This window comes from Chloroflexota bacterium (assembly GCA_016235055.1).
In the GTDB taxonomy this organism is placed as follows: Bacteria; Chloroflexota; Anaerolineae; order JACRMK01; family JACRMK01; genus JACRMK01.
Genome location: JACRMK010000041.1, coordinates 1 through 26164 on the forward strand (window position 1 = coordinate 1; position 26164 = coordinate 26164).

Consider the following 26164-nt stretch of genomic DNA (forward strand, 5'->3'; position numbering starts at 1 on the left):
CCCAACTCCGTTGGGAGGGGGTCGGGGGGAGGGCAACGCCGCTTTCTTGTCGAGCCAGCTTGCGTGACAAGTACCAGGGGCCAGTTCATAGCAAGCCGGCATTGGAAAATACCTGTCCAAAGCCAAAATGAGAATTGCTGCGGTCGTGTTGACTGCGCTGCGTCGCCGCAACAAAAAGGCCCCGTGCGGGCGCACAGGGCTTTTGCATAGTTACCGGGAATGGCTATTCGGGTACGAAGCCGCGCTTGAGCATCTTTTCCGTTTCGGCCTTGCACTTGACGCACAGCGTCGTGCCGGGTAACGCCCGCAACCGCTCCGCTCCGATCTCCGCGCCGCAGCGCTCGCAGACGCCGTAGTGGCCCTGATCGAGCGCTTTCATCGCGTCGTCGATCGACCCGACCTTGTCTTCCAGCGTGCGAATCACAGCCAGCAGTTTCTCGCGCTCGTATACGTCCGGGTCGCCCTCGTCCGAGTCGTGCTCGATTTCGATCTGCATTTGCCCGCGCAGGCGCCCCAGTTCCAACTCGGCTTCCGCGCGTTCTTCGTTCAGGCGCTCGCGCTTCTGCTTCTTGCCATCGGTTTTCGAATCGGCTTTGAGCGCTGCGGCCCTGGCGGCGCCATTGCCATTCCCCGACCTGGCCGCTCCGTTGCCGGTCTTGGCGCTAACGCCGGGAGCTTTGGCGCGCCCGCTCTTGGCCGGGACTGGCTTGGAATGCTTGCTGTTCTTGGCTGTCTGCTGAGGCATTATCACTTCCTGAATTCAAACGGTATGATACCAAAATTGCCAGCACTTATACCATGGTTTCAAGGAACCGTCAATGTATCTGTGATTCCCAGAGTGCTTAGGTAAGCGAATTGGTTTGGCGAGGGCACACGTTCGGAGCGCTGCGTGGCGTGCTATTCAACATCTGCATATGGCAGGTACAGCCGGCGACTACGACTGTAAGGTCCTGATCTGCGCGATACGCAACGATGTGGGCAATGACCATAGCCCAGCAATTCTCATTTTGGAGTCGGCTGCCAATATGCCCCCTCATCCCCTGCCCCTTCTCCCCCGCGCGCGCGGGGGAGAAGGGGCAAAGCTAACGGGGAGGTGCGCGTCACTTTTTCGGCGGGCCAGCTTGCGTGACAAGCGCCTGAGGGCCAGCGCATCGCAAGCGGCATTGGAAAGTACCCGTACAAAGCCAAATTGAGAATTGCTGACCATAGCCGGGGCGCAATTGACAAACCGGCTCATTCTGTGTTACTTTCCCTCGCGTTGCACACCACAGTCAAACACGGAGGCTGTATGGCGGACACCCAACGAATTGTCGAATGGCTCGGACGGCTGGTTCAGATCCCGAGCGTGGGGCCGGAGAACGCCGGGCCGCGCGCCGGGCAGGCCGGCGAGGCCAAGATCGCAGCGGCACTGGCCGGGTGGTTCAAGCAGGTGGGCGCTGAAGTGACGGTCGAAGAGGTGAAGCCGGGACGCCCGAACGTCTATGGCGTCTGGCGCAACGGCTCGTCACGCTGGGCTGTGGTCGATGTGCACACCGACACAGTCGGCGTCGAGACGATGCAGGGCGATCCGTTCGACGGGCGCAGCGCGGGCGGGCGCGTATACGGCCGCGGCTCGGTCGACACCAAGGCCAGCCTGGCGATTGCGCTGGCGGTGATCGAGGCGGCCCGGCGCGCGGGCCGCAACCTGAACACGAACCTGGTCATCGGCGCGACGATCGGGGAGGAAACGGGTGCGGGCGGCGCCGAAGCGTGCGGCACGTGGGTGCGCGCACGGGGCATCGTGCCGGATCATCTGCTGGTGGCCGAGCCGACGATGTGCGCGCCGATCCACGGGCACAAGGGCGGCGCGGGCATCGAGTTCGAGGTGCAGGGCGTGGCCGCGCACTCGTCGCAGCCCGAACTCGGGCAGAACGCCATCACGGCGGCCGCGCATCTGATCATTGCGCTTGACCAGGAGAACCAGCGCCTGAACCAGTTGCCGCCTACCGGCGACATGGGCCATCCGAAAATGAGCGTGACGATCGCGCACGGCGGCCAGGCGCGCAACGTGATCCCGGACAAGTGCCACGTCATTGTCAGCCGACGCTTGATCGTTGGCGAGAAGCCCGACCAGATCGCGGCGGACCTTTTCGAATTCGCCCAGAAGCACTGTCCGCTACCGGTGACCATGGACTACAAGGGCGGCATCGAAGCGTTCCACCAGTCGCCCGATACGCCGTGGATCCGGCAACTGGCGGAGTGGGGCGGCATGGCGCCGACGACCGCGCCGTATGGCACGAACATGTTCGGCTACGCCGGGCTGGCGAAGGAAGCGGTGGTGTTCGGCCCTGGCTCGATCGAGCGCGCGCACCGCGACGTCGAGTGGGTGGATATTGCCGAGTTGGAGAAGGCCGCGATGATCTACGAGACGTGGTGGGGCGTGCAGTAATTAGGCGGCAAAACACACCGCCAGGGACAACCCCGGCGGTGTGTTTTATTTCACGCGTCCCGCTATAACGCCGTGATCTCGACGCCGCGCTCGGCCAGCAGTTGCCGCACGGTTTCCGGCGCGTCGGCGCGCACGACCGCCAGCGCGCGCGGCCCCGCGTCAAAGCGCGTCAGGTAGGGCGCCAGTTCGCGATCGGCCAGCAACTCGGCGCGCGCTGCGTCATCGCGGAACTCGATCAGCACCAGCGTGCCCAGACGCGCGTCCCCGTAGTATCGTCCCCAGGCGCGGATACGCCGGATCAGGGCGTCGGGCACCGGGCCGCGATGCACGGATTCCAGTCGCTTGATGATCTCGGGCACGCTGATATTCTGCGCGACCGCCGCGCGCACGCTGTCTGCGCTAATGCGCGCCTGCCCGTCTTCGCCTAACTCCGCGAACGCCTCGACCGCACCGTGCGCGAAGACGCTCGGCACGCGGCCGACCATGTGCAGCCGTCCATCGGCGTCGGCGGTCAGGCTGGCGGGCGCGCTGGTCTGTCCGGCGCGTGTGCTGAGCAGCGGCCAGCCCGCCTCGCGCAGTGCGCGGCCGGCGTCGGCGAACGGCGCGTCAAGCAGGGCGACGGTCGCGTGCTGGCGTTGCCCGATCAGCGGCGCCAGGCTTGCCACGCGGTTCAGCGCGTCCAGCGTCTCGCCGCTGTCGGCATGCAGCACGGTGACACTGCGGCGAATGACGATACGCTGGCTCTGCGCCTGCCACTCCTCCAGCGTGCGCTGGACGTTTTGCGGCAGCGGCGCGCCGGAGACCTGGACCAGCCACGCGGCGATGCGCGGCCCATCCCAGCCGGCGCGCTGCGCGCGATAGACCGACTCGCGGCTCAGTGTGTAGCTCAGCGCGTTGTCGCCGCCCTCGAACTGTGCAAACTCCTCGAGCGTCAGCAGCACGTCGTCGCGAATCGGCTCCATGGCGACGATCTGGTAGTTGGGCTGCACCACGATGCGCCCGCCTTCGTGATCGAGCGCAATCTCGCCGCCCTGCCCCAGCAGCCACGCGCCGAAGGCGTTCAGCCGGTAGGCGACCAGCCGCTCTTTCTCGTAGCCCAGATCGATCAGGCCGAGCCAGTGCAGCGGCCCGCTGAGCATGTGCGCCAGGATGGCCGCCTCAACCTGCTCCCAGCCTTCGGCTTCGTCATGGATGCCCGGGTATGAGACGTTGTACGGATTGCCGCCGCCGATGTACGGTGTGTAGTACTGCCCGTAACTCGAGCCGTAGGCCATCGGCTGGCGCGGGAACAGGAACTGGTAATCGGCCAGCCGCACGCGGTCCAGCAGATCGGGGAGCGCCACCCAATGATTGACGCCGAGTTGCACGCAGTGCTTGAGCAGCATGGCGCGCGCCACCGCCAGTTCGGCGGGCGCGCGGCGCCGGCGATCGTAGCCGCTGGCGCCCGCCGGCGCGAGCAATTCATTCCAGTACGTGCTGGTGCGGTACGACTCGAAGGCGCGATTGGCACGCTCGGCCGCCGGTCGCGCCCAGTAGCCGTCGTCGACGGGGCTAAGCGCTGTGCTCTGTCCGATCACCTGACCGTCGCCGTCGCGCAGCAGATTGAGCGCGCGCAGCAGCTGGCGCGCGAAGTACAGGCGCGGCAGGTCATCTTCGCCGGCCTTGGCGTCGGCGCTCCAGCCCAGCAACTTGACCAGCTCGCGCGCGTCTTTCTTGTACAGCCAGCCGGTGGTCGAAAGCGTCAGGCCGCCGCTGCGCCGCGCGTAGCTCCAGATGCGGGAGAGATCGCGTTGAAAGATGCGCGGCGAACCTTCGACGACGCGCGCCGGCGCGACCGCGGTGCGCGCCAGCTCCGGCGGCAGCGGCAGGTGCGGGCGCACCTCATCCGGGATGATCAGCTCGATGCCGAGATCCCAGCCCAGCACCGTGCGATATCCGCCGGCGGCGGCGACGCCGCGCGAGAACACGATGCCCAGCGCCGTCAGGTGCGCGACAGCGTCTTCGAGCGCGGGCTTACCGGCGTAGTCCGGGTTGCCGGGTTTAAGCTCCTGCGAGTAATTGTCGCGCCGCTCGCTGGGCTTGACCAGCTTGCGCGCCAGCAGGACGCGCCGCAGGGCGAAGGCGTTCACCACATGGCCGGAGCGCTGGACGTGCGCGATGATCTCCTGCTCCACCGGGCGCGCGTCTTTCAACGCGCGCGCGATGCCGTCGGCCCGCGCCAGATCCCTGGCCAGCCGCTCCATCACGTCGTTCTTGTTGCCCTTGTCGCCGGCACCGCGCTTGCGCGCGATCGCCTTGAGCGTGTTGGCGTCGTAGCCGGCCAGCAGGTCGATGAGTTTCATTGCGCTGCCTGCTTCACCAGCGGAGTGTAGCCCTTGCGCGTCAACTCGGCCATGAACTCGTCGACCGCGTCGTCGCGCACAGCGACCAGGCGCGGCGAGAACTGGTGGATGATCAGCCGGCGCAGCGAGGTGCCGGCCAGCAGTTCGCGCAGGGCGATGTCGTCTGCCAGCTCGATGACGGTGAGCTTCTCGTACAGGTGCAGACGGCCGAAGTTGGCCGCCAGTCGCTCGGCGAGCGCGCGCAGATCGGCAGGCAGCGGCGCGCCCATGTCGGCGAAACGCTGCACGATCGCGGCCGCGCCGATGCCGCTCTCGACAGCGCGCGACAGCGCGGCCGCGGTGACGCGGAATGTCAACGGCGCGCCGGCCGGTTCGGCCAGCGGGCGCAACTGCGTGAGCGCGTGCGCCGCCGCGCCGCCGCGCACGCGGAATGTCTGATGGTCGAGCCAGGCCACGGAATCGCCGGGGGCGGTCGCCGGCGGCGCGCCGGCGCGGCCACGGCTGACCAGCCACGCGCCCAGCGGCGTGATGCGAAACGCGGCCAGTTTGTCGCCGGCATAGCCGAGCTCGACCACGCCGAGCCAGTTCAGCGGCCCGCACAGCATGGCGTTGAGCGCCGGCCGCCAGGCGGTCTGCCAGTCGGACTGTCGTGTGGCGTCCAGCCGCCGGTGCGACTTCGCGTCGGCGAACCACCAGGTGCTCGGCTCGGTGCTATGGCGGAAGAAGTCCGCGCGCCAGGCGCGGACGATGTCGGCCAGCGAATCGAACGCGAGCCATTCACCGGCAGGGCAGCTGCGCAGCAAGCGAGCGATAAACTCCCGGCCCAGGCCGATTTCGGCCGTCAGCGCCGGCATGTCGAACGTCGGATCAAGTCCGCTGCGGCGCAAGACCAGCGGCGTGCCGGCGAATGCCATACGCAATTCGGCGAATGCGCCCACGCCGGCCAGGTAGCCGTCCCACACGGTCTGGATCTGCTCTGCGATCGTTTTCGCCTGCCAGTGAGCGCGCAGCGCGGGGTCGACGGCAACCGCGCTGTCGGCGCGCGCGGCGGCCAGCCCCATTCCGGTCATATCGGCGCCCAGCCACGCAGCGAAGAAGCGCGATTCGCCCGTCAGCGCGCCGAGCGCATCCAGCGACTCGTCCGTCAAACGGCTGCGCAACGGCACCGTCAGGCCCTGAAAATTGAATGACGGGCGCGGATCGCCCGCTTCTTCCGGCATGATTTCCCAGCCGCCCTGCGCGAACGGCCGGGCCCGGCCGGCCGGCACGTTCTGCACCCGCATGTGCAAGGGCGCCTGTGTCGTCATGTCGAGCGCCGCGTCGATCCAGGCGGTGACCGGCATGGCCGGCGCGACGACGCGCAAGCCCTTGGTCCGTTCAACCGGCTTGACGTGCACGGGCAGCAGCGGCACGTCTTCGCCGTGCAGCACGGGCGACCAATGGTAATGTGGCTGGCCGTCTTCGAGCATGCAGGGGAACAGGTAGCCGGCCGTCTGCAAGCCCTCGGTCGCGGGACGCGCGCGCCCGGCGTCGCCGCTGCGGCGCCACTTCCACGCCTGGAGCAGGTCGCGATCGGCCGGCGCATCGGTCAGTCCGTACAATGTGTTTTCAATCTGCAGGAGCAGTTCTTCGTCCGGCGTGAGTTGCGGCGGCGCGGCGGCGCCCAGTTGCGCGGCAAGCGTCTCGATGATCGGCGCTTTGGCATTCCCCTGTAATGGGATGCCGCGCCGCGCCGCGACCGCGCGCAGTTGCGCCACGCTCAGGCCGTCGAGCATGACCGCCAGCCGCGCCAAATCCACGTCGGCGCGCGTCCAGTTCAACTCCGTCTGGATCGTCGCGAGGGTCGACGCTGGCGCATTGATGTTCAGACGGCTGAACGCGTTACGCACTTCCGGCGGCGCGCGGCGCACCAGGCGCGCCATGGCCTCGATCTCGATGGAGGCCATCCCGCTGGCTTTGCGCTGCTCGGGCGTCATGTCCAACAGCTCAAGCACGGAGCCAGCGCCGCCGTCATAGTCGCCCAGACCGGCGAACGTGTGCGGCGCGCGCGCCCAGGCGTACAACAGCGCCGCGACGTGCACGCAGGGGGTGCGGTCGCGCGGCTTCTCGGAGCGCGGGCAGTCGCAGGCGAACGTGTCGGCATCGAGCTCGAAGCGCGGCCGGCGGATCTGGCCATCGTCGAGCACCACCGCCGAGAGCGTGCTTTCCGATACATTGCACATGCTGACGGTGCCGGTTTCAAATAGGAGCAATCCGGCGGCGGCCACTATCGGGTCGACGAGCTCGGCGATGTCCTCTTCGGTCAATTCCAATGGACCGTACTCGTCGTAACTATCGTCGTCGTCGAGGTATTCGTATGTCTCGCGAGGTTGGATGCGTTTGGGCATGATCGTTGATGCCGCACTGTGGCGGCGCGCAGAATGAGCGCTCCGGCACGTCGCCGGGCGCATGGTATGCTAGCGCGCATTATACCACTACGCGGGGCCATCTGATGATTACCCGCACAGCAATTCTCATTTTGGCCCTGGGCGGGTACTTTCCATTGCCGGCTTGCTATGAACTGGCCCCCCTGGTGCTTGTCACGCATGCTGGCTCGACAAGAAAGCGGCGTTGCCCTCCCCCCGACCCCCTCCCAACTTCGTTGGGAGGGGGTCGGGGGGAGGTGCGCGGGGGAGCAGGGGCCAGGGGATGAGGAGGCCACCTGGCGGCCGACTCCAAAATGAGAATTGCTGTTACCCGCATCGTCGACCCATCGCAGGTTTCAAGGCCTCACAGGTTCTCTGCTGCAAAGTGTACGAGCTAACTGGCGGTGGAGGTGGTAGACCATCGTTATTGCCGACCACCACGGCTGCCAGCCGCCGGTGCCTAGCGTATGTTCTTGAACGGCGGGCCAGGCTTATTCAGCCAGAGCACGCGCACATAGTTCTTGCCGTAGAAGCCCAGCACCTCGCGATAACCGGCGCGAATGCGCCGGGCGCTCGTGCGAACGACCAGGCGCCGGTCATACATGACCAATCCAACCTTGCGCAACTTCATCGAGAGCCCCGCGTCTTCGTACGAGGCCCAGGTGAGATCAAACCCGCCGACCTGCTTCCACGCCTCGCGCCGGACAGCGAAGTTCGAGCCGACAAAGGCCGGGCGCCCGATGGCGCAGTGCAGCCATTGAATGGCCGTGGTTCCGCAATAGATCAGGTTCTGCTCCACGAAAGCGCGTTCGTGGTAGCGGATCGGACCGTGTACCGCGACTGCATTCGGCCGGGCGCGCAGGTCTGCCACGATGCGTTCAAGCCAGTCAACTGGAACCGTCGTATCGGCATCGGTCGAGGCGATGATCGCGCCGCGCGCCGCCTCGAATCCGGTCTGCCGCGCCTTCGCTACCCCGCCGTTTGGCTGCGTCACGACGCGTGCGCCGAAGCTGGCGGCAATCGCGCCGGTACGGTCGGTACTGCCGTCGTCCACGACGATCAGCTTGACGTCGAAGTCCGGATGTTCCAGTTGGCGCAGGGAGTTGAGGCATGCGCCGATGTAGTTATCTTCGTTGTATGCGGGCACCACAACTGAGACGAGCATGGCATCCTCCTTGCGGGGCTATACGCCGTGATCGGGCAGGTCGGTCAGCAGATGGCGCAACGGTTTCCAGACATGCGCCTGTTCTTCGTAGCGCGGGAGCAGGCGGCGTAACTGCTCGGCCACTTGCGCAACGATGTGCGGCACCGCCGAGTGAAGGTCACCGCGCGGCACGCTCGCGTGGAACGGCTGGCCGACGATAATGCGGATCGGCTTGTGCCACCACAGCTCACGCGTGCCGCTCAGGGCGATCGGCAGCACCGGCACATCGGCGCGCTTCAGCAGGTGGCCGATGCCGGTCTTCAGCGGCAGCAACTGCCCTTCACGCGTGCCGACCTCGCCTTCCGGGAACAGCAACAGCGACGCGCCGGCCCGCAGGACCTTCAGCGGCTTCGTCAGCGCATCCTTGCCAACCCATTCCGCGCCGCGCACTACCGGGATCATGCAGTCCACCCACTCCATCAGGCGCGCTTTCCACGGGCGATCGACCGCTTGCGCCGCGCCAAGCACATAGACGCGCGGCTCGGGCGGCAGGTAGATCATCAGCAGCAGCACGTCAAGCCAGGACAGGTGATTGGCGACGATGACGCAGTTGCCGCGCGGCACGTTCCGGCGTCCCTCGACGCGGATATCGAACAGCGCGCGCCCGGCCATGCGCAAGATCGCGCGTAGCGCCCGGCAGTTCGCCGGCAGGCGCACGGAGATATGGTCGACGCTGTGGAATGAGATTGTGTTGGTCATCATAGCGAGCGCCTCCTGAAGGAACTACCGGATGTTAGTGAAGGGCAACGCGGTGCGATGGAGCCAGGCCACACGTACATAGTTCGTCATGGAGTGCTTGAACACTTCCGTGTACCCCTCGCGCAAGCGGCGGTCACTGGTGAATACCACCATCTGCGGATCCAGAACGATCCTGCCGATGCGCTGAAGCTTGCAGGACAGATCAAGGTCTTCCGCCGATGCCAGGCTGGTGTCAAAACCGCCGGCCGCCAGCCAGGCGCTGCGACGCACCGCGAAATTGGCCCCGGAGAACGACGGGCGTTTAAGCGCGAGATTCAGGCCAAGAAACGCCATACCCAAGTTGAATATCAACGAGTCTTCGAGGTGAGAGCGATTCAGGACGCGCACGGAGCCGTGGATGGCGACCCGCCGTGGGTCATGCCCCAGCCCGGCAACAATGCGCGTGAGCCAATCGGCGGCCGGAGCCGTGTCGGCATCGGTCGAAGCGATGATTTCCCCGCGCGCCGCTTGAAATCCAGCCTGTCGCGCCCGGGCAACACCCCCATTCGGTTGCCGAATCACCCGTGCTCCATAGCTGGTCGCAATCGCGCCAGTGTGATCTGTGCTACCGTCGTCCACGACGATAACTTCGACGTTGAAATCTGCGTGCTCAACCTGTCCCAGCGCGGCCAGGCAACCGGGCAGGTAGCGCTCTTCGTTGTATGCCGGAATCACGACCGATACGAGCATGTCAGCCTCCGTGTCTGCAAGATATGCCAATCCCCTTCGCCACAATTACCGTACACGGTTTTGAGCGCCCGGTTAGGCCACTTTCCACCAGAATCTGCGCAGCAGACGCCAATCCCTGCCAGTATGCCAAAACGGCGGGGAGTGATTGGCGCTGTTGACGGAATATCGATCGATTCTCGTGTAAAATGACTGTGGCCAAACCGTATGTGAGGGAGACGAACAGTGTCGAAATCCGAGCAACTGTCGCTGTTTGACCAACCCGTCAATGGCGACGCTGCGGCAGCACCGCTCAGCGAAGCCAAGGAGCTCAACAAGCGCTCGTCGCTTGTCGCCGCTACGCAATCGTTTAACGAGGAGATGATACGGCGAGGCTTGAGCCCACACACCGTCAAAGCGTTCTTGCTCGACCTAAAGCTGTACGCACATCATGCGGGCGCCGACCGGCGCATCGGCGCGGTGACGGCGCGCGATATCGGCGCGTACATGCACTGGCTGAAGCACGAGCGCGACGTGCCCTCGAAGACGAAGTCGCTCGAGCGCCGGCTGACGACGCTCAAAGTGTTCTTCAAGTGGCTGCATGACGCCCGGATTATCGAGGTGGACCCGGCCGCCCCGCTGATTCACGAGCGCAGCACCGACCCACTGCCCAAGATTCTGTACGAGGATCAGATTGCGCGCCTGCTGGCGGTGGCGCGGCAGCATTTCGGCGCGGAAAAGCCCGACGCGCGCCCGTACCTGCTGATTTCACTGCTATTGCAAACCGGCATGAAGAAGGGCGAGTGCGCCGGCATCCGGCTGGAGCACCTCGACCTGTCGGACGCGAGCGCGCCGACGGTCTGGATTCGCTACGGCAACCCACGCCACGCACTCAAGGAACGGCGGCTCTATCTCCCGAAGGATTTCGCCGATACCCTAATGGTGTACCGCAGCCAGTACCGCCCCAAGGAGAAGCTGTTCGAGGTGGCGGCGCGCAACCTGGAGCGCGTGCTGACGTTGACCGGCCAGGAAGCCGAGCTGACCGATGGAGTGACGTTCGAGGGACTGCGCATGACGGCCGCCGTGCGCGACTACAAGGCAGGCGTGCCACCCGATTCGATGCGGAAGAAGTACGGGCTATCGCAGATCACGTGGACGAGCGAGACACTGCCGCGCATCAAGCAACTGGCCGAAGCGGCACTGTAGCGTGTGCCAGGCAGGCACCCGCCGCAGATGAAAAAACGCCTGGGCACCAGGAGACTTAATCTCTGGTGCTCGGGCGTCTATAGCGGTTTGCGAAATGATCCGATACGGTGCTGCACGACGCATGTAGGGACAGGCCTTTGGCCTGTCCGCTGGGCAGGTCAAAGACCTGCCCCTCCCCGGCGAACCGCATGGCGTGCCCGATGGTTCTGCAAGATGCTCTAGGCGCCGGGTGATCGAAGTGGGCGCCTAGCGCGCGCTCAGGCGGCGGGCCTAGCCTGCGCCCGCAGTGCGGCCACCTCGCGGGTCAGCGCATCGAGGCGCACCAGCAGTTCGCTATGCCGTGTCTCGTCCGGATCGGGCTGGCGCGCAACGAAGACGATCGCGCCGCCCGGCTCCAGCACCGCGCGCTGCACTTCGGACAGCGCCATAATCCCCTGCCGCTGCGCCGCCATCTCCAGTTCCGGCACGGTAATCAGCTCCTCTTTCATGCGCGCCTGGTTGAGCTTGCCATTTTCGATGAGCGGCTCGGCGTCCCCCTCGACGATCTGCTCGACCTCGCGATTTGAATACACGAAGCGCACGACGACGTAGTTGGCCACCAGCAGGCTGATCGCGCCGATGATGCCGCCCGTCACGGTGTTGTCCTCGCCGATGATCGCGTTTTGCACCGTGTTGGATAGCGTCAGCAGCACCACCAGATCGAACGGGTTCAACTGCGCCAGTTCGCGCTTGCCCGCCAGCCGCAGCGCGACCACCAGAAACAGGTAGACGAAAATGGGGCGCAGGATTTTTTCCAGCCACGGCAAGCTCAACGCGAACATGTCGGTCCACATGGTGTCGCTCATGAAGTCACCTCCCAGCGCACAGGCGGCGTATCAGTTGCCGGAATTGGGGATGAAGAAACGGTACAGCGCGGTGTATTCGTGCACGGACGCGCTCGCGGTGCCGCTCCAACCACCGAAGAGATATATCCTCGTGTCGAGCGCAGACGCACCGCCAATGCGCCAGAGCGGGTCAGGCGCATCCTCAATCGGCGTCCACGCGTTGGCGCGTGTGTCGAAACGCTCGTTCTTCGGCAGCGGGGCCGACCAACCGCCGCCGAACACGTAGATATTGCCGGCCAGCGAGGCGACGCCGGCCCCGGCGCGGGCGTTCTGCATCGGCGGCAGCGCACTCCATGCCGCGGCGGCAACGCCCGCCCCCGGATCGAACGCCAGCAGATCGGGCAGCAAGCGCTCGCCGTCGCGCCCCCCGATGACGTAAATGCGCTCACCGGCGACCACCGCCCCGCTATCCGAGCGCGCGGACGGCAACGATGCCTGCTCCATCCACTGCCCGCGCGCCGGGTCAAACGCCCATACGGCCGAGACCGCTTTGGCGCCATCCCAGCCGCCGATCACGTACAGCCTGCCTTCGAGCGCGCTGATCGCATAGTGGCAGACCGGTTGCGGCAGGTCCGGGCCAGCCTGCCACGCATCATGGGCCGGATCATAGATCTCGAGCGGTGCCAGCGGCTGGTCCTGCGCATCGCAGCCGCCCGGCACATAGATGCGCCCCCCAATGGCCGCCGCGCCGGCGCCCTGCACGGCCGTCGGCTTTGGCGCTTTCGGCGTCCAGCGGTTCCCCGCCGGGTCAAACGCCAGCGTGCCAGTCAACGTTGCGCCATCGCTCTGCCCGCCGATCACGTAGATTGTGCCGCCGGCCGCTGCCACCGCCAGCGCCGCGCGCGCCGATTCGAGCGCGGCACGCGACTGCCAGCGATCAACGGCCACGGGCGGAAGCGGCACGGCGTTCTGCGGCGCGCGGGTTGGCTCCGGGGCGGGCTGGCGGCCTGCACCGCTCATGGCGATGTAGGCGCCGCCCAGCACCATGGCAAGCAGGGCGACGATCACCCCGGCGCGCAGCCATGCGCCTGCGGGCCTTATATCCGGCCGAGGCGGCGCGCCGGGCGGTTCGGCTTGTGGCCCGTTCGCCGGCACGATGGTCTCCACAATTGCCACAGCCACCGCTTCCGACTCGATCGGTGCTTCCGCGACTGTCGCAAGCGGCTCGACCGCAGGCGCCGCCGCAGGTGCATGAACGCGCTCGATCTCGATCCAACCCTGACGTACGGCAAACAGCGACGCCTCCGTGCGCGACTGCACGCCGAGCTTCGTGTAGATGTTGTTCAGGTGCACCTTGACGGTGTTCGGCCTGATTGACAGCTCGAGTGCGATCTGATTATTGGTCGCGCCGGTCGCCACCAGGCGCAGGACTTGCATCTCGCGATCGGACAGGCTGGGCGGACCGGCGGGTGGTTGCGTGGAATACATAGGGAATGCGGTCTGTGCGTGTGCGCGCACGGGCACCCCTGATGTTAGGAGAACAGACCGGAAAAGTCAAAGCCGCCGGCGCTCTGCTAGTTGCTAGTCGCTAGTCGCCAGCGGTTACACGCGGCGATCAGCGGGAGAAATACGCCTTCATCGGCTTGAAGTAAAAATCGATCCAGCCCTGGCGATACTGCGCGCCATGCGCGGGCAGGCGCGAGTGCCGGATGGTGACGCGCGTGCCGTTGGCGCTCGGTTTGAAGGTGACTTCAACCAGCGAGTCTTCGTCGGCTTCAGCGAACTCGCTGGTGCGCCACGCTTGCAGGATGCGCTTGCCCGGATCCAGTTCAAGGTTTTTGCCGCAGATGTAGCCGTCCCAGGCGGTGAAGCGGGCGCCAACCCGCACGCTGGCTTTGGCCGGGCTGCCGGTCATCGCCGCGTGCCCGCGGCTGCTCAGCCAGGACCGGTAGATCTCGTCGGGCGTGGCTGGCATGACGGCTGACAAAGTGAATGGGCGTGTCATTGCTGTATTCCCTCCCTCATTACGCGCGCCCGCGCGGGGCGCGCAGTACCAGGGCCGGCGCTATGCCGGGCCCGGCTGGTTGTTACGGCGGCCTACTCGTATGAAACGCCCTGCCCGCGCGCGGCATCCACAATCGTCTGCCACGTCACGTCGTCCAACTCGATCCCGTCGCGGCGATGTCTTTCCTCGGCCATCGCTTCGGGGTCGCCCGGCACTAGCACGCGCTCGACACCGGGGCGCGGCGGCGTCGCACGCAGCTCGTCGACCAGCTTGCGCACATCGGCCAGGAACTCGTCGGCGGGCCGGAACGCATCGACCTGCAGGGCCATGAAGAAACAGCCGTTCGCGGGCGCGGTGCCGAGCAGGGCCGCACCGGTGCCACTCAACAGGCCGCCCATGATCTCCGACATGATGCTCAGGCCATAGCCCTTGTGGCCGCTGCCAAGCCCGCCGAGCGTCAGCAGCATGCCGCGGTCGTAGAACTCATTCGGATCGTCCGTGCTCTCCCCGTTCTTGTCGAGCACCCAGCCGTGCGGCACTTTAGCGCCTTTGTTGCGCGCAACCTTCAGCTTACCCTCGGCGACCACGCTGGTGGCGAAGTCCATGATGATCGGCCGGCCGCCCGGCACCGGCACCGAAAACGCGAACGGGTTGGTGCTCAACTGGCGCTGGCGGCCGCCGAAAGGCGCCACCAGCTTGCCGATGCCGTTCACGATGGCGATGCCGATCAGCCCCGCATCGGCCGCCATCTCGGTGTATTCGCCGATCGCGCCGACATGGTTCGAGTTGCGCAACGTCGCGATGCCGACGCCGGTCGCTTTCGCCTTCTCAATCGCCTGCTGCATGGCGAACTCGGCGGCCACCTGGCCGAAGCCCCACCGCCCGTCCACCACGGTGATGACGGCCGTCTCCTGCACGATCACGGGCCGCGCGTTCGCCTTGACCTGTCCGCGCTTGACGGCGTTGACATAGTCGGCGAAGCGCACGACGCCGTGTGAGTGGATGCCGTAAGTGTTGGCGCGCACCAGGTTCGTCATGACGCGGCGGGCAATATCCGGCTCGGCGCCGGCCGCGATAAACACGCGTGCGCCAAAGTCGCGCAGCTTCTCGATCGGAATGAACGGCATAGGGGGTCAGGGCTCCTCGTGAATTAGATCGGTCGCACAGCGCAGTGGGCCGCACGGCGCTCCGCACAGTTGCGCCTTCCCACCGGCAGCGCGCGGCAACGGTAACTCCCGGTCCCGGAATTGGGTGTATGATACACGTCAACGGAACGATGATGAAACGAGCGGTTCTGGTTCTGGCCTTCTGGGTCGTCGCCGCGCTGTTTCCGTTCGGGTGGCCGACCGTCTTCTCGACAGGCTACGCGCGGGCCTTCAACAGCGTCTTCGACTACGAGATCGCCCACATTGTCATGCACGCGCTCATCTTCGCCGGGCTGGCCGTGCTGCTGGCAAGGGTGCTCGGCGGCGGCGCATCGCCGCGCCAACTGCTGCTCATCGCCGTGGCCGTCACGCTCGTCGCACTGGCCCAGGAAGCCGCGCAGTTGTCGTACAAGGGGCACGGCTGGACCGCCGCCGAGACGTTCGACATCGCGACCGATTGGGCGGGCGGACTGGCCGGCATCGCGGCAACCCGCCTGACCGGCTGGCTGCGCGACCGTAGGCGCGCCGTATTGTAGCACGGCTTTGGGCCGGCATGGTACAGCACGTATGCCCGCAAACGCCGCCCGATCGACACACTCATGGCCCGTCGGTTGTCCGCGAGACTCCTCCTCCCGCTGATCTTGCTGGTCTCGTTCGGCGCGCGCCTTGCGCAACTGGACGCGCAGAGCCTCTGGTACGACGAGTCGGTCAGCCTGGTTGCAGCGCAGCAGCCCGCCGCCCGCGTGATTATGTACGCAACGGGCGACATGCACCCGCCGCTCTACAACCTGCTCCTGCACGCCTGGATTGCCGTTGCGGGGCCCGGCGAGTTCGCGGCGCGCTTTCTCTCCGTGATGCTCGGCATGCTGATCGTGGCGCTCGCGTACCGGCTGGCGCGCGACTGGTTCGGGCGCCCGGTCGCCATCCTAACGGCGGCGCTCATTGGCGCATCCTCATTCAACCTGTGGTACGCGCAGGAAGCCCGCATGTATATCCTCGCGGCGGCGGGCGCGCTCCTCTCGCTCGTGTTGTTTGCGCGACTGGCGATGCCGCGGTTCAATGCCGACAAGCGCAAGGGTTTGGTGATAGCCTATGCCGGCACGCTGGTCCTGGCGCTCTACGCGCACTACTACATCTTGTTCCTGTGGGTGTTTGAGTATGCCTGGGGCGTCGTCCCGCTGCTGGCCGATTGGTGGAAGGCGCGCAGCGCACCAAGCAGCAGCGAACGATCCTGGCGACAGCTACGCAACTGGCATCTGGTGCATCTGCTGGTGCTGCTTCTCTTCGCGCCGTGGCTGCCGGTTATCGTGCGCCAGACAATTGACCCGCCTGCACCGCCGTGGCGGACCTTCGTCGATCCGCTGACCGCGCTGGCCGAAAGCCTCAAAGCGCTCGCCGTCGGCCAGTTGCTGTCTGCGCCGGACATGCAGCCTATCGTGCTGGCGATGGCACTGGTCTATCTGATCGCACTGGTGTATGCCACCAACGCTCTGGATCGCGTGCGGCGGTTCTGGCTTGCCGGCGCCACCGTCGTGCCCATCGCCCTCGTGCTCGCCGGCTCGCTCGTCACGCCGCTTTACTATGTCCGCTACGTCTTTATCTACAGCGCGGCATTTTACATCGTGCTGGCGGCAGGCATCGGTGTGGTCTGGCAGCGCTCGCGACCGCTGGCGCTGGCCGTGCTGATGCTGTACGCCGTCGGCAGTTGGTACGCGGAAGATCATCGCCGTTTCGACACCGATTACGCCAAAGACGGCTACCGACGCGCCGTCGCGTATTTGTCGGCGCGGGTGCGGCCAGGCGATGCCATCCTGATCAATGCCGGTTTCACGCACACAGCCTTCGACTACTATTACGCCGGTCCGGACGGCTGGCGCGGACGGCTAGCTGACTATCGCAGCGACGACCCGCCGGGGAGCGTGATCATCGCGCAGACCGGCTCGCTGGAAGGCTCGCCAAGTCTTGGCTGGGGCGACCCGTCCGCCGACTACTATCTCACGGATGCAGCGACCACGATGCGCACGCTCGACATGATCCTGTCACGGCATGCGCGGCTGTGGGTCCTGCAGTCATACGATGAGATGACGGACCCGCAGGCTGTCGTGCGCCGCGCGCTGAACGAGCGCGCCACGAAGTTCGACGAGCTTTCGGTTCCGGGTACACGCTTCGTGCGCGTACAGGGCTACCTGTCCCGCGAAGCGCCCTCCTTCCCGGTCAGCCTGCCCACGGCAAGCATGGTGTTCGATCGCCGCCTGGCCCTGCTCGGCTGGACTGTCCCGGTATCCGTGACCGCCGGTCATGACGCCGCGCTATCGCTGCTGTGGGAAGCCCGGGCCGCGCTGCCAGCCGACTATCGCTATTCGCTCAGGCTATACGACCGTGCCGGACATCGCTGGGCACAAGCCGATGGTCCGTTGGCGGGCGCGCTCTACCCGGCGTCGCAGTGGGGCGCAGGAAGCGCGCTCCCCGCCAGCGTGGAGTTAGGCGTGCCGGCCGGCACGCCACCGGGCGACTACGAAATCCGGCTGGCCGTCTACGATCCGGCGACCAGCAAGGAGTTGCCGGTTCCGAACAGCGGCACGCAAGCCACCCTCGGCCGCCTGCGTGTCGAGCGCACCGTCAGGCCGGTCACACTATTGGATAGCTTGCCGTTTCAATACGAGGCCGTCTTTGGCGACCGGCTGGCGCTTGACCAGCATACGCCACTGCCGGCACAGACCCGTCCGGGCGACACGCTCGCCGTCGAGGTGCGCTGGCGCGCGTTGCAGATGCCACGCGCTGACACATGGATCGTCCTTCAGATATCTGACGCCAACGGAACGCGCATAGCCGAGCACGTGTCCGCACCCGTTGATGGCATCTACCCCACGACGGACTGGGTCAGCGGAGAGCTGGTGCGCGACCCGCTCTCTATCATGTTGCCGGCCAACCTGCCGGATGGACGATACGCTGTTTCGCTCGCGGTGAACCACGGCGAAGCACGAGCGTCCGTGCGGTCTGGGTGGTCGCTCATGCCCGCTGACCGCTTCGATCTGGGCACGGTGGAACTCCGTGGACGTCCGCATACAATGCAGCGCCCCGCGGCAGCCGGCGCCGAGGCCGGACCCGCGTTTGGTGACCTGGCGGAGTTAGCGGGCGTAGAGGCAGCAGATAGTAACCGATCCGAACTCAGCGTGACACTCTACTGGCAGGCGCGGGGAACGACGAGCGTTGACTACAAGGTGTTCCTGCATCTGATCGGGCCGAACGGCCGCATCGTCGCCCAGAGTGACGGCGAACCGGGCGGCGGCGCCCTGCGAACGACGAGTTGGATCAGCGGAGAGTACCTGACCGACCGGCATGTGCTGCCGCTCGGTGGTGTACCACCGGGCAGTTACACACTGCGCGTCGGACTGTACAACCCGCGGGACGGCGCGCGCCTGCCCGTGGTCGCGCCGGGCGGCCGGGCAGCCGGCGATCACTGGGACATCGACAGCATCACGTTGCGGTAATCGTTACTTACGGCGTCACAACCTCAAAACGCAGGCCGCTGATCCAGAACTGTCCCGGGCCATCCAGTGACAGCTGCAGGCGCAGCATTTCGGCGCTGTCAGGCACATCGAATGAGACGGAGACCGGCGTCCAGTTGGTCGTGCCGCTGATGCGCGGCGGGTTCGGCGCGTTCCATACCATGCGCTGGCTGGACGCCGATAGCGACAGCCCGGCGCGCCCGCCGACCGCCGCGCTGTGCAGCATGCCGCTCAACTGCACCCGCTTGCCGCGATACGCTTCGGCGCTGAGCAGTTGCTGGACGATGCCGCCCCCGCTTGGCCTCGCCGCCTGCGCACTTAACCGAAAGGCCGGCGCGCCGTTGTGTGCGCCCGGCTCCACGCCGAACGTCCAGTCAGACTGCCGAATCGCATCGAGCATCCAGCCCGCCGTCCCCGCGGCAAAATCAAGGTTGCCAGGCTGCGCGGGCAAGCCAAGCGCATACGTGACCGGCACGTCCATGCCAACCGTCTCGATCTGCACATCGTCCAGCCAGACCGAGCCGGGCCCATCGAGCCACACGCCAAACGCCAGGCTCATTTCCGTGTTGGGCACGTCGACCACGACCGACTGGCGCTGCCACGCCTGCGCGCCGTGCAGCGCGCGCCCCTCCATGCTGTCGCGCACGATCAGCGCGAACGTCGCGGCGCGCAGCGGCACCATCGTCACGGCCAGCCCCGCCCCGCTTGTCACGTCCTCCGTGCGCAGCAGCGCCGACACACGCAGGCGTTGGCCGCGATAGCGCAGCGCGTTGATCGTCTGGCCGATCATGGCGCGCCCGGCCGGCGCGGTCGCCGCTGTGTAGCTCAGGCGCAGGCTTTGCAGCCCCTGCGGCGGCGCGTTGCGGTCAATGGTGAACGCATAGCCCGCCGGCAGCGCGCCAAACGACGCCCAGCCCGCGCCGCCTTCCTCGATGTCCAAATTGCGCGGCGGACCGAACGGCGACGACAGCGACACGCCGCTGTATAGGGTCAGCACCGGCGTCACCTCCGGCACAAAGAAGACTGCATCGAACGACCGGCTCAGCGTCAGCGGTGTGAAATGCGTGCCCGGGCGCGATTCATCGTAGTCGGCGCCGGCGGCACGGAACAGGCGCGGGACAGTCAGCCAGGCCGCGCCGGGATCGCCAGCCGACGGATCGCGCAGGTTGAGCCAGAACGACTTGCCGGCACCCTCGCCGAATAACTTCTCGTACGAACCGGACGGCGGCAGGCTGGCGTTCCGCACCCCGGGGCTTTCCAGCACGCTGGGCGTCGCCACGAATCGGCCGCGCAGCATACTGAAGGCCATACTGCGCACGCCGTCACCCAGCTTCTCGCGCAGCAGGGCTGCTACGCTCTTCGGGTCCTCCATTGTCAGGTTGGCTTGCGCGGTCTGCACCCAGACCACCGCGCGCTCGCCCGGCCCCAGCATCGACAGGATGTTCTCAGCCGCGTAGCGCGCATCCAGCGCGGCCGCGCCCAGGCCGGCCTCCAGCATCAGCAGGTCTTCGCCCTGCAGCACGACGCGCGCGCCGATGAGCGCCTGCGCATACGCGTCCGGGTCGGAGTGATGTGATTCATTCGTGCGCAGATCGTCTAGCACGGACTGCAGGTCGGCCCGGCAATCGCTCGTCACCTGATCGGGCAGGCTGTAATAGCCGGTGCCGATGCGCGCGTACGGGCGCAGGCATGCGAAGCGGCTGCGCGCCTGGCGCAGGGCGGCGGCATCACCGCGACCCGCAAAGAACTCCTCGACCATGTCCATCGCCGCGGCGGGCAGCCCCGCGCGCATGCCGGCCAGCCGCACCTGTCCCGTACCGCGCGCCGCGCGGTTGAACGCGTTCAGCCACGCGAGCAGCGAGAGTGTTTCATCGGAGTTCCAGCCGTCAGCCAGCCGGCCGAGCAGGCGCTGCGGATCGCCGCGCGAGTCGACGACGTAATCGTTCAGCGGCGCCACGTCGCCCCACGGCGCGTCAAGCACGACCGTCGTGAACCCCATCTCCCCGGCCAGCAGCGACAGCAAGCGGCCGCGAAACTGCGCGAACTCATGCGCACCGTGCGCCGGCTCGCCGACGACGACCACGCGCGCGTCGCCGATGAGGCTCTTGAGCGCCGCGAGATCGGCCGTACCGGATGCCGGGTCGAGCGCAAGCGGCTGCGCATGGCCGGCCAGCCACTCTCGCCAGCCGTCGGGCAGCGGTGCGATGGCGACTGCGGTGGGTGTTGGCACCACGCTGACGGGCAGCATGGTGGGAACCGCTGTAAGTGCGAGCGGCAGCGCGGTGGGGAACGCCCGCCCGCGCGGGGCAGGCGTAGCGACGGCTTGCTCGCAAGCCGAGAGCAAGGCCGCCAGCAGAATGAGGTAGCGCCAGGCTGAGATGCGCATATATGCGAAGATCTGCCGGCGGCGTGCCGCGCTGGCAGGTCTATGACTGCAAGCGATGGGGCGCGGGTTGCGACCCGCGCTCTATTTTAATATACGCCGGAACGCGCCCGGCGGATTAGCCCAGCGGCACCTGCAACGTAAACAGGCGCTCGCGCTCGTCGCGCCATGCCTCGATTTCGGCTTCCGTGCGCGCGGTGTCCCACTTCAAGCGCTCGGCGAAGATGCGGGCCACGCCGCGCACCAATCCCTCGTCGCGGCCATCCCACGTCACCAGGCCGCTGCGGCGCACGAAGAAGTCCGACAGGCGTACCGCCATCTCGCGCTCGACGGCGAACGCCACCTCGGCGGCGATGTCCGGGCGCGACTTCATGAGCCGCACACCCAGCGCGGGCGTCGCCGCGACAAGCGCCAGCACGTCCTTGTGCTGCGTGCCGTACAGCTCGATCAGGTGCGCGATCTGCGACGGCTGCAACTCGTACTGGCGCGCCTGCGCCTCGCTCTCGGCGCTGGTATACGCGGCGATATCCGCGATGTCGCCGCCGGGCAGCGGCGTCGTGCGTGTGCGGCACGGCTTGACGCCGGGCAGCTTGAGCTTCGCCTGCGCATGGTCCACGACTTCCTCGGCGAGGCTGCGATACGCCGTCAGCTTGCCGCCGATGATCGAGATCAAGCCGCGCACGCCCGCTTCTTTTTCGTGGTCATGCACGAACGAGCGGCGCGACACGGCGCCCGTCGACTTGCCCTTCTGCAGCGGCAGCCCGCGCAGGCCGGTGTACGTGTGCTGCACGTCCTCGGTGGTCAGGTGCGCGCCGGGGAAGATCGCGTTCACCTCGTTCAGCAGGTAGCGCGCCTCCTGTTCCGTCGGGCGCACATCGTCGAGGTTCTCGTCGTACGGGTCGTCGGTCGTGCCGATCAGCATCGTGCCGACCCACGGCACGACGAAGTACGGGCGGCCGTCGCTCTTGGCCTCGATGTAGATGGCGTGCTTCGGCGCGTTCGCGAACGGCGGCACGACCAGGTGCGTACCTTTGGTCTGCAAAACGCGGCGCGGCTCTTCTTTGGTCAGCAAGTTCGTGACCGCATCGGCCCACGGCCCGGCGGCGTTGACCACGAGCTTGCTGCGCAACTCATACTCACGGCCGGTCAGCCTCTCGCGCACGCGCACGCCCTCGACGCTCTGCGCCGTGCCCAGGAAGCCGATCACCTCGGTGTAGTTGCGCACGTATGCGCCATCGGCGCGCGCGGCCAGCGCATTGGCCAGGCAGAGTCGCTCCGGCCAGTCGACCTGGCAGTCGTAGTACATCACGCCGCCCTGCAGGCCGTCCGGGTCGAGCCCCGGCTCCATCTCCAACACCTGCTTCGCCGAAAGCGGCTTGTAGTGCGGCAGGCTCTTGTTCCACGACAACATGTCGTACAGCAGCATACCCATATTGACCAGCAGCACGCCGCGGCGGCTGTGCTTGTAGATCGGAATCAGAAACGGCAGCGGCTTCACCAGATGCGGCGCGATTTTAAGCAGGATTTCGCGCTCCTGCAGCGATTCAAAGACCAGCGAGAACTCGAAATGCTCCAGGTAGCGCAGGCCGCCATGGATCAAGCGCGTCGGCGCCTGGGTCGTGCCCGATGAGAAGTCGTTCTTCTCCAGCAGGGCGACGTTCATGCCGCGCTGGGCGGCATCGCGCGCAACGCCCGCGCCGTTGATGCCGCCGCCGATGACGATCAGATCATATACCCCGCCTTCCAGCCAGTTCTGACGTGCCTGGGTGACTGCCATAACTCCGCCTCGCTGCGGCGAACGATCCGCCGCTACTGATTTCGCAGGCGCAGAAGCGTATCCGGCCTGTTCGTAATGATACCATCCACGCCCATCACCGCGAACTTGCGCATCTCGGCCTCGCTATCCACCGTCCACACCTCGGCCAGCAGGCCGCGCGCATGCGCCTCCTGCACCATCGCCGCCGTCAGGTAGTCCTTGTTGACGGCGATCGCCCCCGCGCCGGCCGCCTGCGCCGCCGCGATCACCTGCGCCGGCATGTCGACCGGAATGCGGCGGAAGAAGTCGGCGGTCATCAGCGCGACGGTATGCGCCGAGGCGTCGGCGCGCTTGACGTCGGCCAGCACGCCGAAGTCGAACGACGAGATGCTGACGCGGCCCAGCAGGTTGCGCTCGGACAGCGCCTGCACCATCTGCGCCTCGATGCCCGCATAGCGACCCTGCGGCGGCGCCTTGATCTCCACCTCGGCGCGCACGCGGTTGTCGCGCAGCAGGTCGAGCACTTGCGTGAAGGCGGGCACTGGCTGACGTTCATAGCGCCCGTCGCCAAAGCGCGCCGCCGCATTCAGCGCCTGCAGTTCGGCCAGCGTGCGGTCGGCCACCGACCCCTTGCCGTCGGTCGTACGCTCCAGCGTCGGATCGTGGATCACGACCAGCACGCCGTCGCGGCTGAGGTGCGCGTCCATCTCGATCACATCGGCGCCGAGCGCGATGCCGTTGCGGAACGCAGCCAGCGTGTTCTCCGGCGCCAGCCCCGCGCCGCCGCGGTGCGCGATCGCCAGCCAGCTTGGCGCGGTAACGGCCGGCGTCGCCATCACGGGCGCAGTCGGCGCGGCGGGCGACGGAGACGGCGGCGTAACGCCGGGCGCGCACGCGGCCGCCAGCGCAGCCAGCAGAAACCAGCAGATAATACGCATGAGTGAAAACAAACAGGGGGATAGGGCATGCCACACCCCATCCCCCTCTCCAAATCGGTTGATGCTGCCGGACTACTTGACGGTGCGGTTGTAGTCGGCGATCAGCTTCGTCACATCGTTCGCGGCGTTATCCAGCGCCTGCTGCGCGTTGGCCTTGCCGGCGAGCAACTCCTCGATCGCCAGTTCGGTGCGCTGGCGGGCCGACGGCATGACACCGGTCAGCGCGCCCTGCGTCGCGCGGATGTTCGGCGCGGCGTGCAGTTGGTCGACTGCGGTCGTGAACTGCGGATACTTCGCGACCCAGTCCTTGTCCTCCTGCACGGCGTACGATGCCTTACGGACCGGATAGTAGCCGCTGGCGGTGTGCCAGTACGCCTGAATCGCAGGCGACGTCACGAACTTGACGAAGTCCCACGCGCAGCCCTGCTCGGCCGCCGGGCGGTCCTTCATGATGTAGACCGACGCGCCGCCGATGATCGTGCCCGACTTCGTATAGGCCGCCTCATCCGGGCGCGGCAGGTAGGCCGTGCCGAGCTCGAACTTGCCCTGCGCCGCGGCCAGGCGGGCGCGCAGGCCGGCGGTCGATTCGATCATCATCGCCGTCTGCTGGGCGTCGAACGCCTTCTGCGTGTCGGCCGTGGCGCGGCCGAAGTTGCCGAAGACGCCCTGGTCGAAGCCGTCCTTCCACCACTGCATGATCTTCACGCCCTCGGGCGAGTTGAACGTCGCCTTCGTGGCGCGCGCGTCGCGGCCGTTGCCATTGTCCAGATACAGACCGCCCGACGCGGCCAGCAGCTGCTCGAAGAACCAGCCGTAGATCGCCATCGAGTAGCCGTACATCGACACCTTGCCGCCGGCATCCTTCTTCGTCAGCTTCTTGGCGGCGTCGAGCACTTCGGCATAGGTGCGCGGCGGCTTGTTCGGGTCGAGCCCGGCGGCCTTGAACGCGTCCTTGTTGTAGTACAGCATTGGGTTCGACGTGTTGAACGGCATGCCGTACAGCTTGCCGCTGACCGAGTAGTACGCCAGCACGTTCGGTTCGTAGTCGCTGATGTCGTACTTGTCGGCGTCGATGAAGTCCTGCATCGGCTTGGTCACCTGCAGGTCGATCAGCACCGCGGTCGCCAGGTCGAACATCTGCGCCAGCGCGGGCACTTCCTTCGACTGGATGCCGGCCTTGATCTTGTTCAGGGAGTCGTCATACGAACCCTGGAAGATCGGATCGACGAAGCAGGTCTTGGACTGCGCATTGTAGCGCTTGCCCATTTCCTCGATCGCTTCGCCGTTCGAGCCGCCCATGGCGTGCCAGAACTCGAAGCGCGTGGCGCCGGCGGGGGCCACGCGCGGTGCGCGGGTCGGCACAGCGGTCGGGGTCGTCACGGCGGCGCCCGGCGTCACTACCTGCGCCAGCGCGGTCGTCGGGGTGGCGGCCGGGGCGGCGGGCGGCTTGGTCGCGGTGGCCGCCGCCGCGGCGGGCGCGGTAGTCGGCGCGGCAGTCGTCGTCGGGCCGCAGGCCATCAGGGCAAGCATGGTCACCAGCAGTAACACAAAGGTCAATCGTTTCATGCGATAGGTTCTCCTCCTAAGAGAATAAGCAGATAGTTGGGTAGCATGGGCGCAACAGTTCGCGTGCGGGCGCACCACCTCCTTTCAAAATCGTCCGAAGCGCGGCAGCTAGCCTTTGACAGCGCCAGCCGTCAGGCCGCGTATCAATTGCCGGTTTCCAATAATGAACAGGGCAAAGGTCGGCACCAGGATCATGACTACGCCGGCCATCACCACGTTCCAGAGGAAGCGCTCCTGGTCCTGCAGGAGCGCCAGGCCGATCTGCACGGTGCGCATCTCCGCCTTGTTCGTGACGAGCAGGGGCCATAGATACTGGTTGTACGTCTGCAGGAACGAGTACACCGCCAGCGTGCCGAGTGCCGGGCGGGCGAGCGGCACCGCAATCGTCATCAGGAAGCGCAGTTGGCCGCAGCCGTCGATGACCGCCGCATCGAACAGGTCGCGCGGAATCGCCATGAAGAACTGGCGCACCATGAATGTGCCGAATGCCGTCGCCAGGTACGGCAGCGCCAACCCAAGATAGGTGTCCTTGAAGCTGTACGAGCAGTCGTTGACGTTGAAATTGACCAGACTCAGGTCCTTGAAGAACTGCATACCCGCGCGCAGCACGTCGCTGGACGGGCAGTCCGGCGGGAAGGTCTTGGTCGTGATGAACTGGTAGTTCGGGATGATCGTCGCTTCCCACGGGATCATCATCGTGGACAGGAACAGCAGGAAGAACGCCGGTTTGAAGGGGAATTCGATGAACGCGAATGCATAGGCAGCCAGGCTCGCCAGCACCAGGTGCGAGAGCATGACCAGCGACGATTGGATGATGCTGTTCAGCAGGTAGCGCGGAATCGGCGCCATCGACAGCGCCTGCGTGAAGTTCTCAAAGTTCCAGTGCACCGGGAACAACTGCGGCGGGTAGTTCGACACGTCGGCTTCCGTCGCCAGGCTCGTCACCACCGCCTGGTAGAGCGGGAACAGCACGATGATCGCCATGCCGGTCAGCAGCATGTACTGCAGGATTTTCTGGGTCGCTTCGGTTTTCATGGTCAGGCGCCCGC

At 66.4% G+C, this 26164-nt stretch carries 19 protein-coding genes; 4 read left to right on the forward strand and 15 right to left on the reverse strand.

Features of this window, described 5'->3' with window-relative positions:
• Window positions 1-223 precede the first annotated feature (223 nt).
• A complete protein-coding gene (locus HZB53_09930) occupies window positions 224-745 on the reverse strand; it encodes a TraR/DksA C4-type zinc finger protein (protein MBI5877960.1) in 522 nt (173 codons plus the stop codon).
• A gap of 543 nt (window positions 746-1288) precedes the next feature.
• On the opposite strand from HZB53_09930, the gene HZB53_09935 reads away from it, so the two are divergent.
• Complete coding sequence (locus HZB53_09935) at window positions 1289-2428, forward strand: M20/M25/M40 family metallo-hydrolase (GenBank protein MBI5877961.1); 1140 nt, start codon at window positions 1289-1291, stop codon at window positions 2426-2428.
• Window positions 2429-2490: 62 nt separating this feature from the next.
• Here the strand turns inward: HZB53_09935 and HZB53_09940 are convergent, their stop codons facing one another.
• The 5 genes from HZB53_09940 to HZB53_09960 form a co-directional block, all read right to left on the reverse strand.
• The gene (locus HZB53_09940) at window positions 2491-4770 is read right to left on the reverse strand and encodes a helicase-associated domain-containing protein (GenBank protein ID MBI5877962.1); all 2280 of its coding nucleotides are present in this window, start codon (window positions 4768-4770) and stop codon (window positions 2491-2493) included.
• Window positions 4767-7157: a helicase-associated domain-containing protein gene (locus HZB53_09945; GenBank protein MBI5877963.1), complete on the reverse strand. Its 2391-nt coding sequence runs from the start codon at window positions 7155-7157 to the stop codon at window positions 4767-4769. The genes HZB53_09940 and HZB53_09945 overlap by 4 nt, the downstream gene beginning before the upstream one ends.
• 478 nt (window positions 7158-7635) lie before the next feature.
• Window positions 7636-8340, reverse strand: a complete 705-nt coding sequence (locus HZB53_09950; protein MBI5877964.1) for a glycosyltransferase family 2 protein — start codon at window positions 8338-8340, stop codon at window positions 7636-7638.
• Between the two features lie 18 nt (window positions 8341-8358).
• Entirely contained in the window at window positions 8359-9081 is a 723-nt protein-coding gene (locus HZB53_09955; protein MBI5877965.1) for a 1-acyl-sn-glycerol-3-phosphate acyltransferase, read from the reverse strand.
• Window positions 9082-9102: 21 nt separating this feature from the next.
• Window positions 9103-9807 carry a glycosyltransferase family 2 protein gene (locus tag HZB53_09960; GenBank protein ID MBI5877966.1) on the reverse strand — a complete coding sequence of 235 codons (705 nt, stop codon included), beginning with the start codon at window positions 9805-9807 and terminating at the stop codon, window positions 9103-9105.
• Between the two features lie 222 nt (window positions 9808-10029).
• Here HZB53_09960 and HZB53_09965 point away from each other — a divergent pair, with 222 nt between their 5' ends.
• Window positions 10030-10989: a site-specific integrase gene (locus HZB53_09965; GenBank protein ID MBI5877967.1), complete on the forward strand. Its 960-nt coding sequence runs from the start codon at window positions 10030-10032 to the stop codon at window positions 10987-10989.
• Window positions 10990-11246: 257 nt separating this feature from the next.
• On the opposite strand, the gene HZB53_09970 is transcribed toward HZB53_09965, so the two are convergent.
• The 4 genes from HZB53_09970 to HZB53_09985 form a co-directional block, all read right to left on the reverse strand.
• The gene (locus HZB53_09970) at window positions 11247-11822 is read right to left on the reverse strand and encodes a DUF421 domain-containing protein (protein MBI5877968.1); all 576 of its coding nucleotides are present in this window, start codon (window positions 11820-11822) and stop codon (window positions 11247-11249) included.
• 42 nt (window positions 11823-11864) lie between these two features.
• Window positions 11865-13301 (reverse strand): hypothetical protein, encoded by a 1437-nt coding sequence (locus tag HZB53_09975; GenBank protein MBI5877969.1) that lies wholly within the window; start codon window positions 13299-13301, stop codon window positions 11865-11867.
• A gap of 127 nt (window positions 13302-13428) precedes the next feature.
• Complete coding sequence (locus tag HZB53_09980) at window positions 13429-13818, reverse strand: SRPBCC domain-containing protein (GenBank protein ID MBI5877970.1); 390 nt, start codon at window positions 13816-13818, stop codon at window positions 13429-13431.
• Window positions 13819-13910: 92 nt separating this feature from the next.
• A complete protein-coding gene (locus HZB53_09985; protein ID MBI5877971.1) occupies window positions 13911-14945 on the reverse strand; it encodes an Ldh family oxidoreductase in 1035 nt (344 codons plus the stop codon).
• A 152-nt stretch (window positions 14946-15097) separates the two neighbouring features.
• On the opposite strand from HZB53_09985, the gene HZB53_09990 reads away from it, so the two are divergent.
• Window positions 15098-15499 carry a hypothetical protein gene (locus HZB53_09990; GenBank protein ID MBI5877972.1) on the forward strand — a complete coding sequence of 134 codons (402 nt, stop codon included), beginning with the start codon at window positions 15098-15100 and terminating at the stop codon, window positions 15497-15499.
• Window positions 15500-15562: 63 nt separating this feature from the next.
• Window positions 15563-18454 carry a glycosyltransferase family 39 protein gene (locus HZB53_09995; protein MBI5877973.1) on the forward strand — a complete coding sequence of 964 codons (2892 nt, stop codon included), beginning with the start codon at window positions 15563-15565 and terminating at the stop codon, window positions 18452-18454.
• Between the two features lie 7 nt (window positions 18455-18461).
• Here HZB53_09995 and HZB53_10000 read toward each other — a convergent pair whose 3' ends face one another.
• The 5 genes from HZB53_10000 to HZB53_10020 all read right to left on the reverse strand — a co-directional run bounded on the left by HZB53_10000 (window position 18462) and on the right by HZB53_10020 (window position 26150).
• On the reverse strand, window positions 18462-20858 hold the full coding sequence (locus tag HZB53_10000; GenBank protein MBI5877974.1) for an erythromycin esterase family protein: 2397 nt from the start codon (window positions 20856-20858) through the stop codon (window positions 18462-18464).
• A gap of 115 nt (window positions 20859-20973) precedes the next feature.
• The gene (gene glpD, locus HZB53_10005; protein ID MBI5877975.1) at window positions 20974-22632 is read right to left on the reverse strand and encodes a glycerol-3-phosphate dehydrogenase; all 1659 of its coding nucleotides are present in this window, start codon (window positions 22630-22632) and stop codon (window positions 20974-20976) included.
• Window positions 22633-22664: 32 nt separating this feature from the next.
• Window positions 22665-23549 carry a hypothetical protein gene (locus HZB53_10010; protein ID MBI5877976.1) on the reverse strand — a complete coding sequence of 295 codons (885 nt, stop codon included), beginning with the start codon at window positions 23547-23549 and terminating at the stop codon, window positions 22665-22667.
• A gap of 72 nt (window positions 23550-23621) precedes the next feature.
• Window positions 23622-24848 carry an ABC transporter substrate-binding protein gene (locus HZB53_10015; GenBank protein MBI5877977.1) on the reverse strand — a complete coding sequence of 409 codons (1227 nt, stop codon included), beginning with the start codon at window positions 24846-24848 and terminating at the stop codon, window positions 23622-23624.
• Between the two features lie 375 nt (window positions 24849-25223).
• Window positions 25224-26150, reverse strand: a complete 927-nt coding sequence (locus tag HZB53_10020; GenBank protein ID MBI5877978.1) for a carbohydrate ABC transporter permease — start codon at window positions 26148-26150, stop codon at window positions 25224-25226.
• Window positions 26151-26164 lie beyond the last annotated feature (14 nt).

Coding starts and splice junctions, on each gene's coding strand:
- HZB53_09930 (MBI5877960.1), bottom strand. CDS start 745: ATGCCTCAGCAGACAGCCAAGAACAGCAAGCATTCCAAGCCAGTCCCG.
- HZB53_09935 (MBI5877961.1), top strand. CDS start 1,289: ATGGCGGACACCCAACGAATTGTCGAATGGCTCGGACGGCTGGTTCAG.
- HZB53_09940 (MBI5877962.1), bottom strand. CDS start 4,770: ATGAAACTCATCGACCTGCTGGCCGGCTACGACGCCAACACGCTCAAG.
- HZB53_09945 (MBI5877963.1), bottom strand. CDS start 7,157: ATGCCCAAACGCATCCAACCTCGCGAGACATACGAATACCTCGACGAC.
- HZB53_09950 (MBI5877964.1), bottom strand. CDS start 8,340: ATGCTCGTCTCAGTTGTGGTGCCCGCATACAACGAAGATAACTACATC.
- HZB53_09955 (MBI5877965.1), bottom strand. CDS start 9,081: ATGATGACCAACACAATCTCATTCCACAGCGTCGACCATATCTCCGTG.
- HZB53_09960 (MBI5877966.1), bottom strand. CDS start 9,807: ATGCTCGTATCGGTCGTGATTCCGGCATACAACGAAGAGCGCTACCTG.
- HZB53_09970 (MBI5877968.1), bottom strand. CDS start 11,822: ATGTGGACCGACATGTTCGCGTTGAGCTTGCCGTGGCTGGAAAAAATC.
- HZB53_09975 (MBI5877969.1), bottom strand. CDS start 13,301: ATGTATTCCACGCAACCACCCGCCGGTCCGCCCAGCCTGTCCGATCGC.
- HZB53_09980 (MBI5877970.1), bottom strand. CDS start 13,818: ATGACACGCCCATTCACTTTGTCAGCCGTCATGCCAGCCACGCCCGAC.
- HZB53_09985 (MBI5877971.1), bottom strand. CDS start 14,945: ATGCCGTTCATTCCGATCGAGAAGCTGCGCGACTTTGGCGCACGCGTG.
- HZB53_09990 (MBI5877972.1), top strand. CDS start 15,098: ATGAAACGAGCGGTTCTGGTTCTGGCCTTCTGGGTCGTCGCCGCGCTG.
- HZB53_09995 (MBI5877973.1), top strand. CDS start 15,563: ATGGCCCGTCGGTTGTCCGCGAGACTCCTCCTCCCGCTGATCTTGCTG.
- HZB53_10000 (MBI5877974.1), bottom strand. CDS start 20,858: ATGCGCATCTCAGCCTGGCGCTACCTCATTCTGCTGGCGGCCTTGCTC.
- glpD (MBI5877975.1), bottom strand. CDS start 22,632: ATGGCAGTCACCCAGGCACGTCAGAACTGGCTGGAAGGCGGGGTATAT.
- HZB53_10010 (MBI5877976.1), bottom strand. CDS start 23,549: ATGCGTATTATCTGCTGGTTTCTGCTGGCTGCGCTGGCGGCCGCGTGC.
- HZB53_10015 (MBI5877977.1), bottom strand. CDS start 24,848: ATGGGCGGCTCGAACGGCGAAGCGATCGAGGAAATGGGCAAGCGCTAC.
- HZB53_10020 (MBI5877978.1), bottom strand. CDS start 26,150: ATGAAAACCGAAGCGACCCAGAAAATCCTGCAGTACATGCTGCTGACC.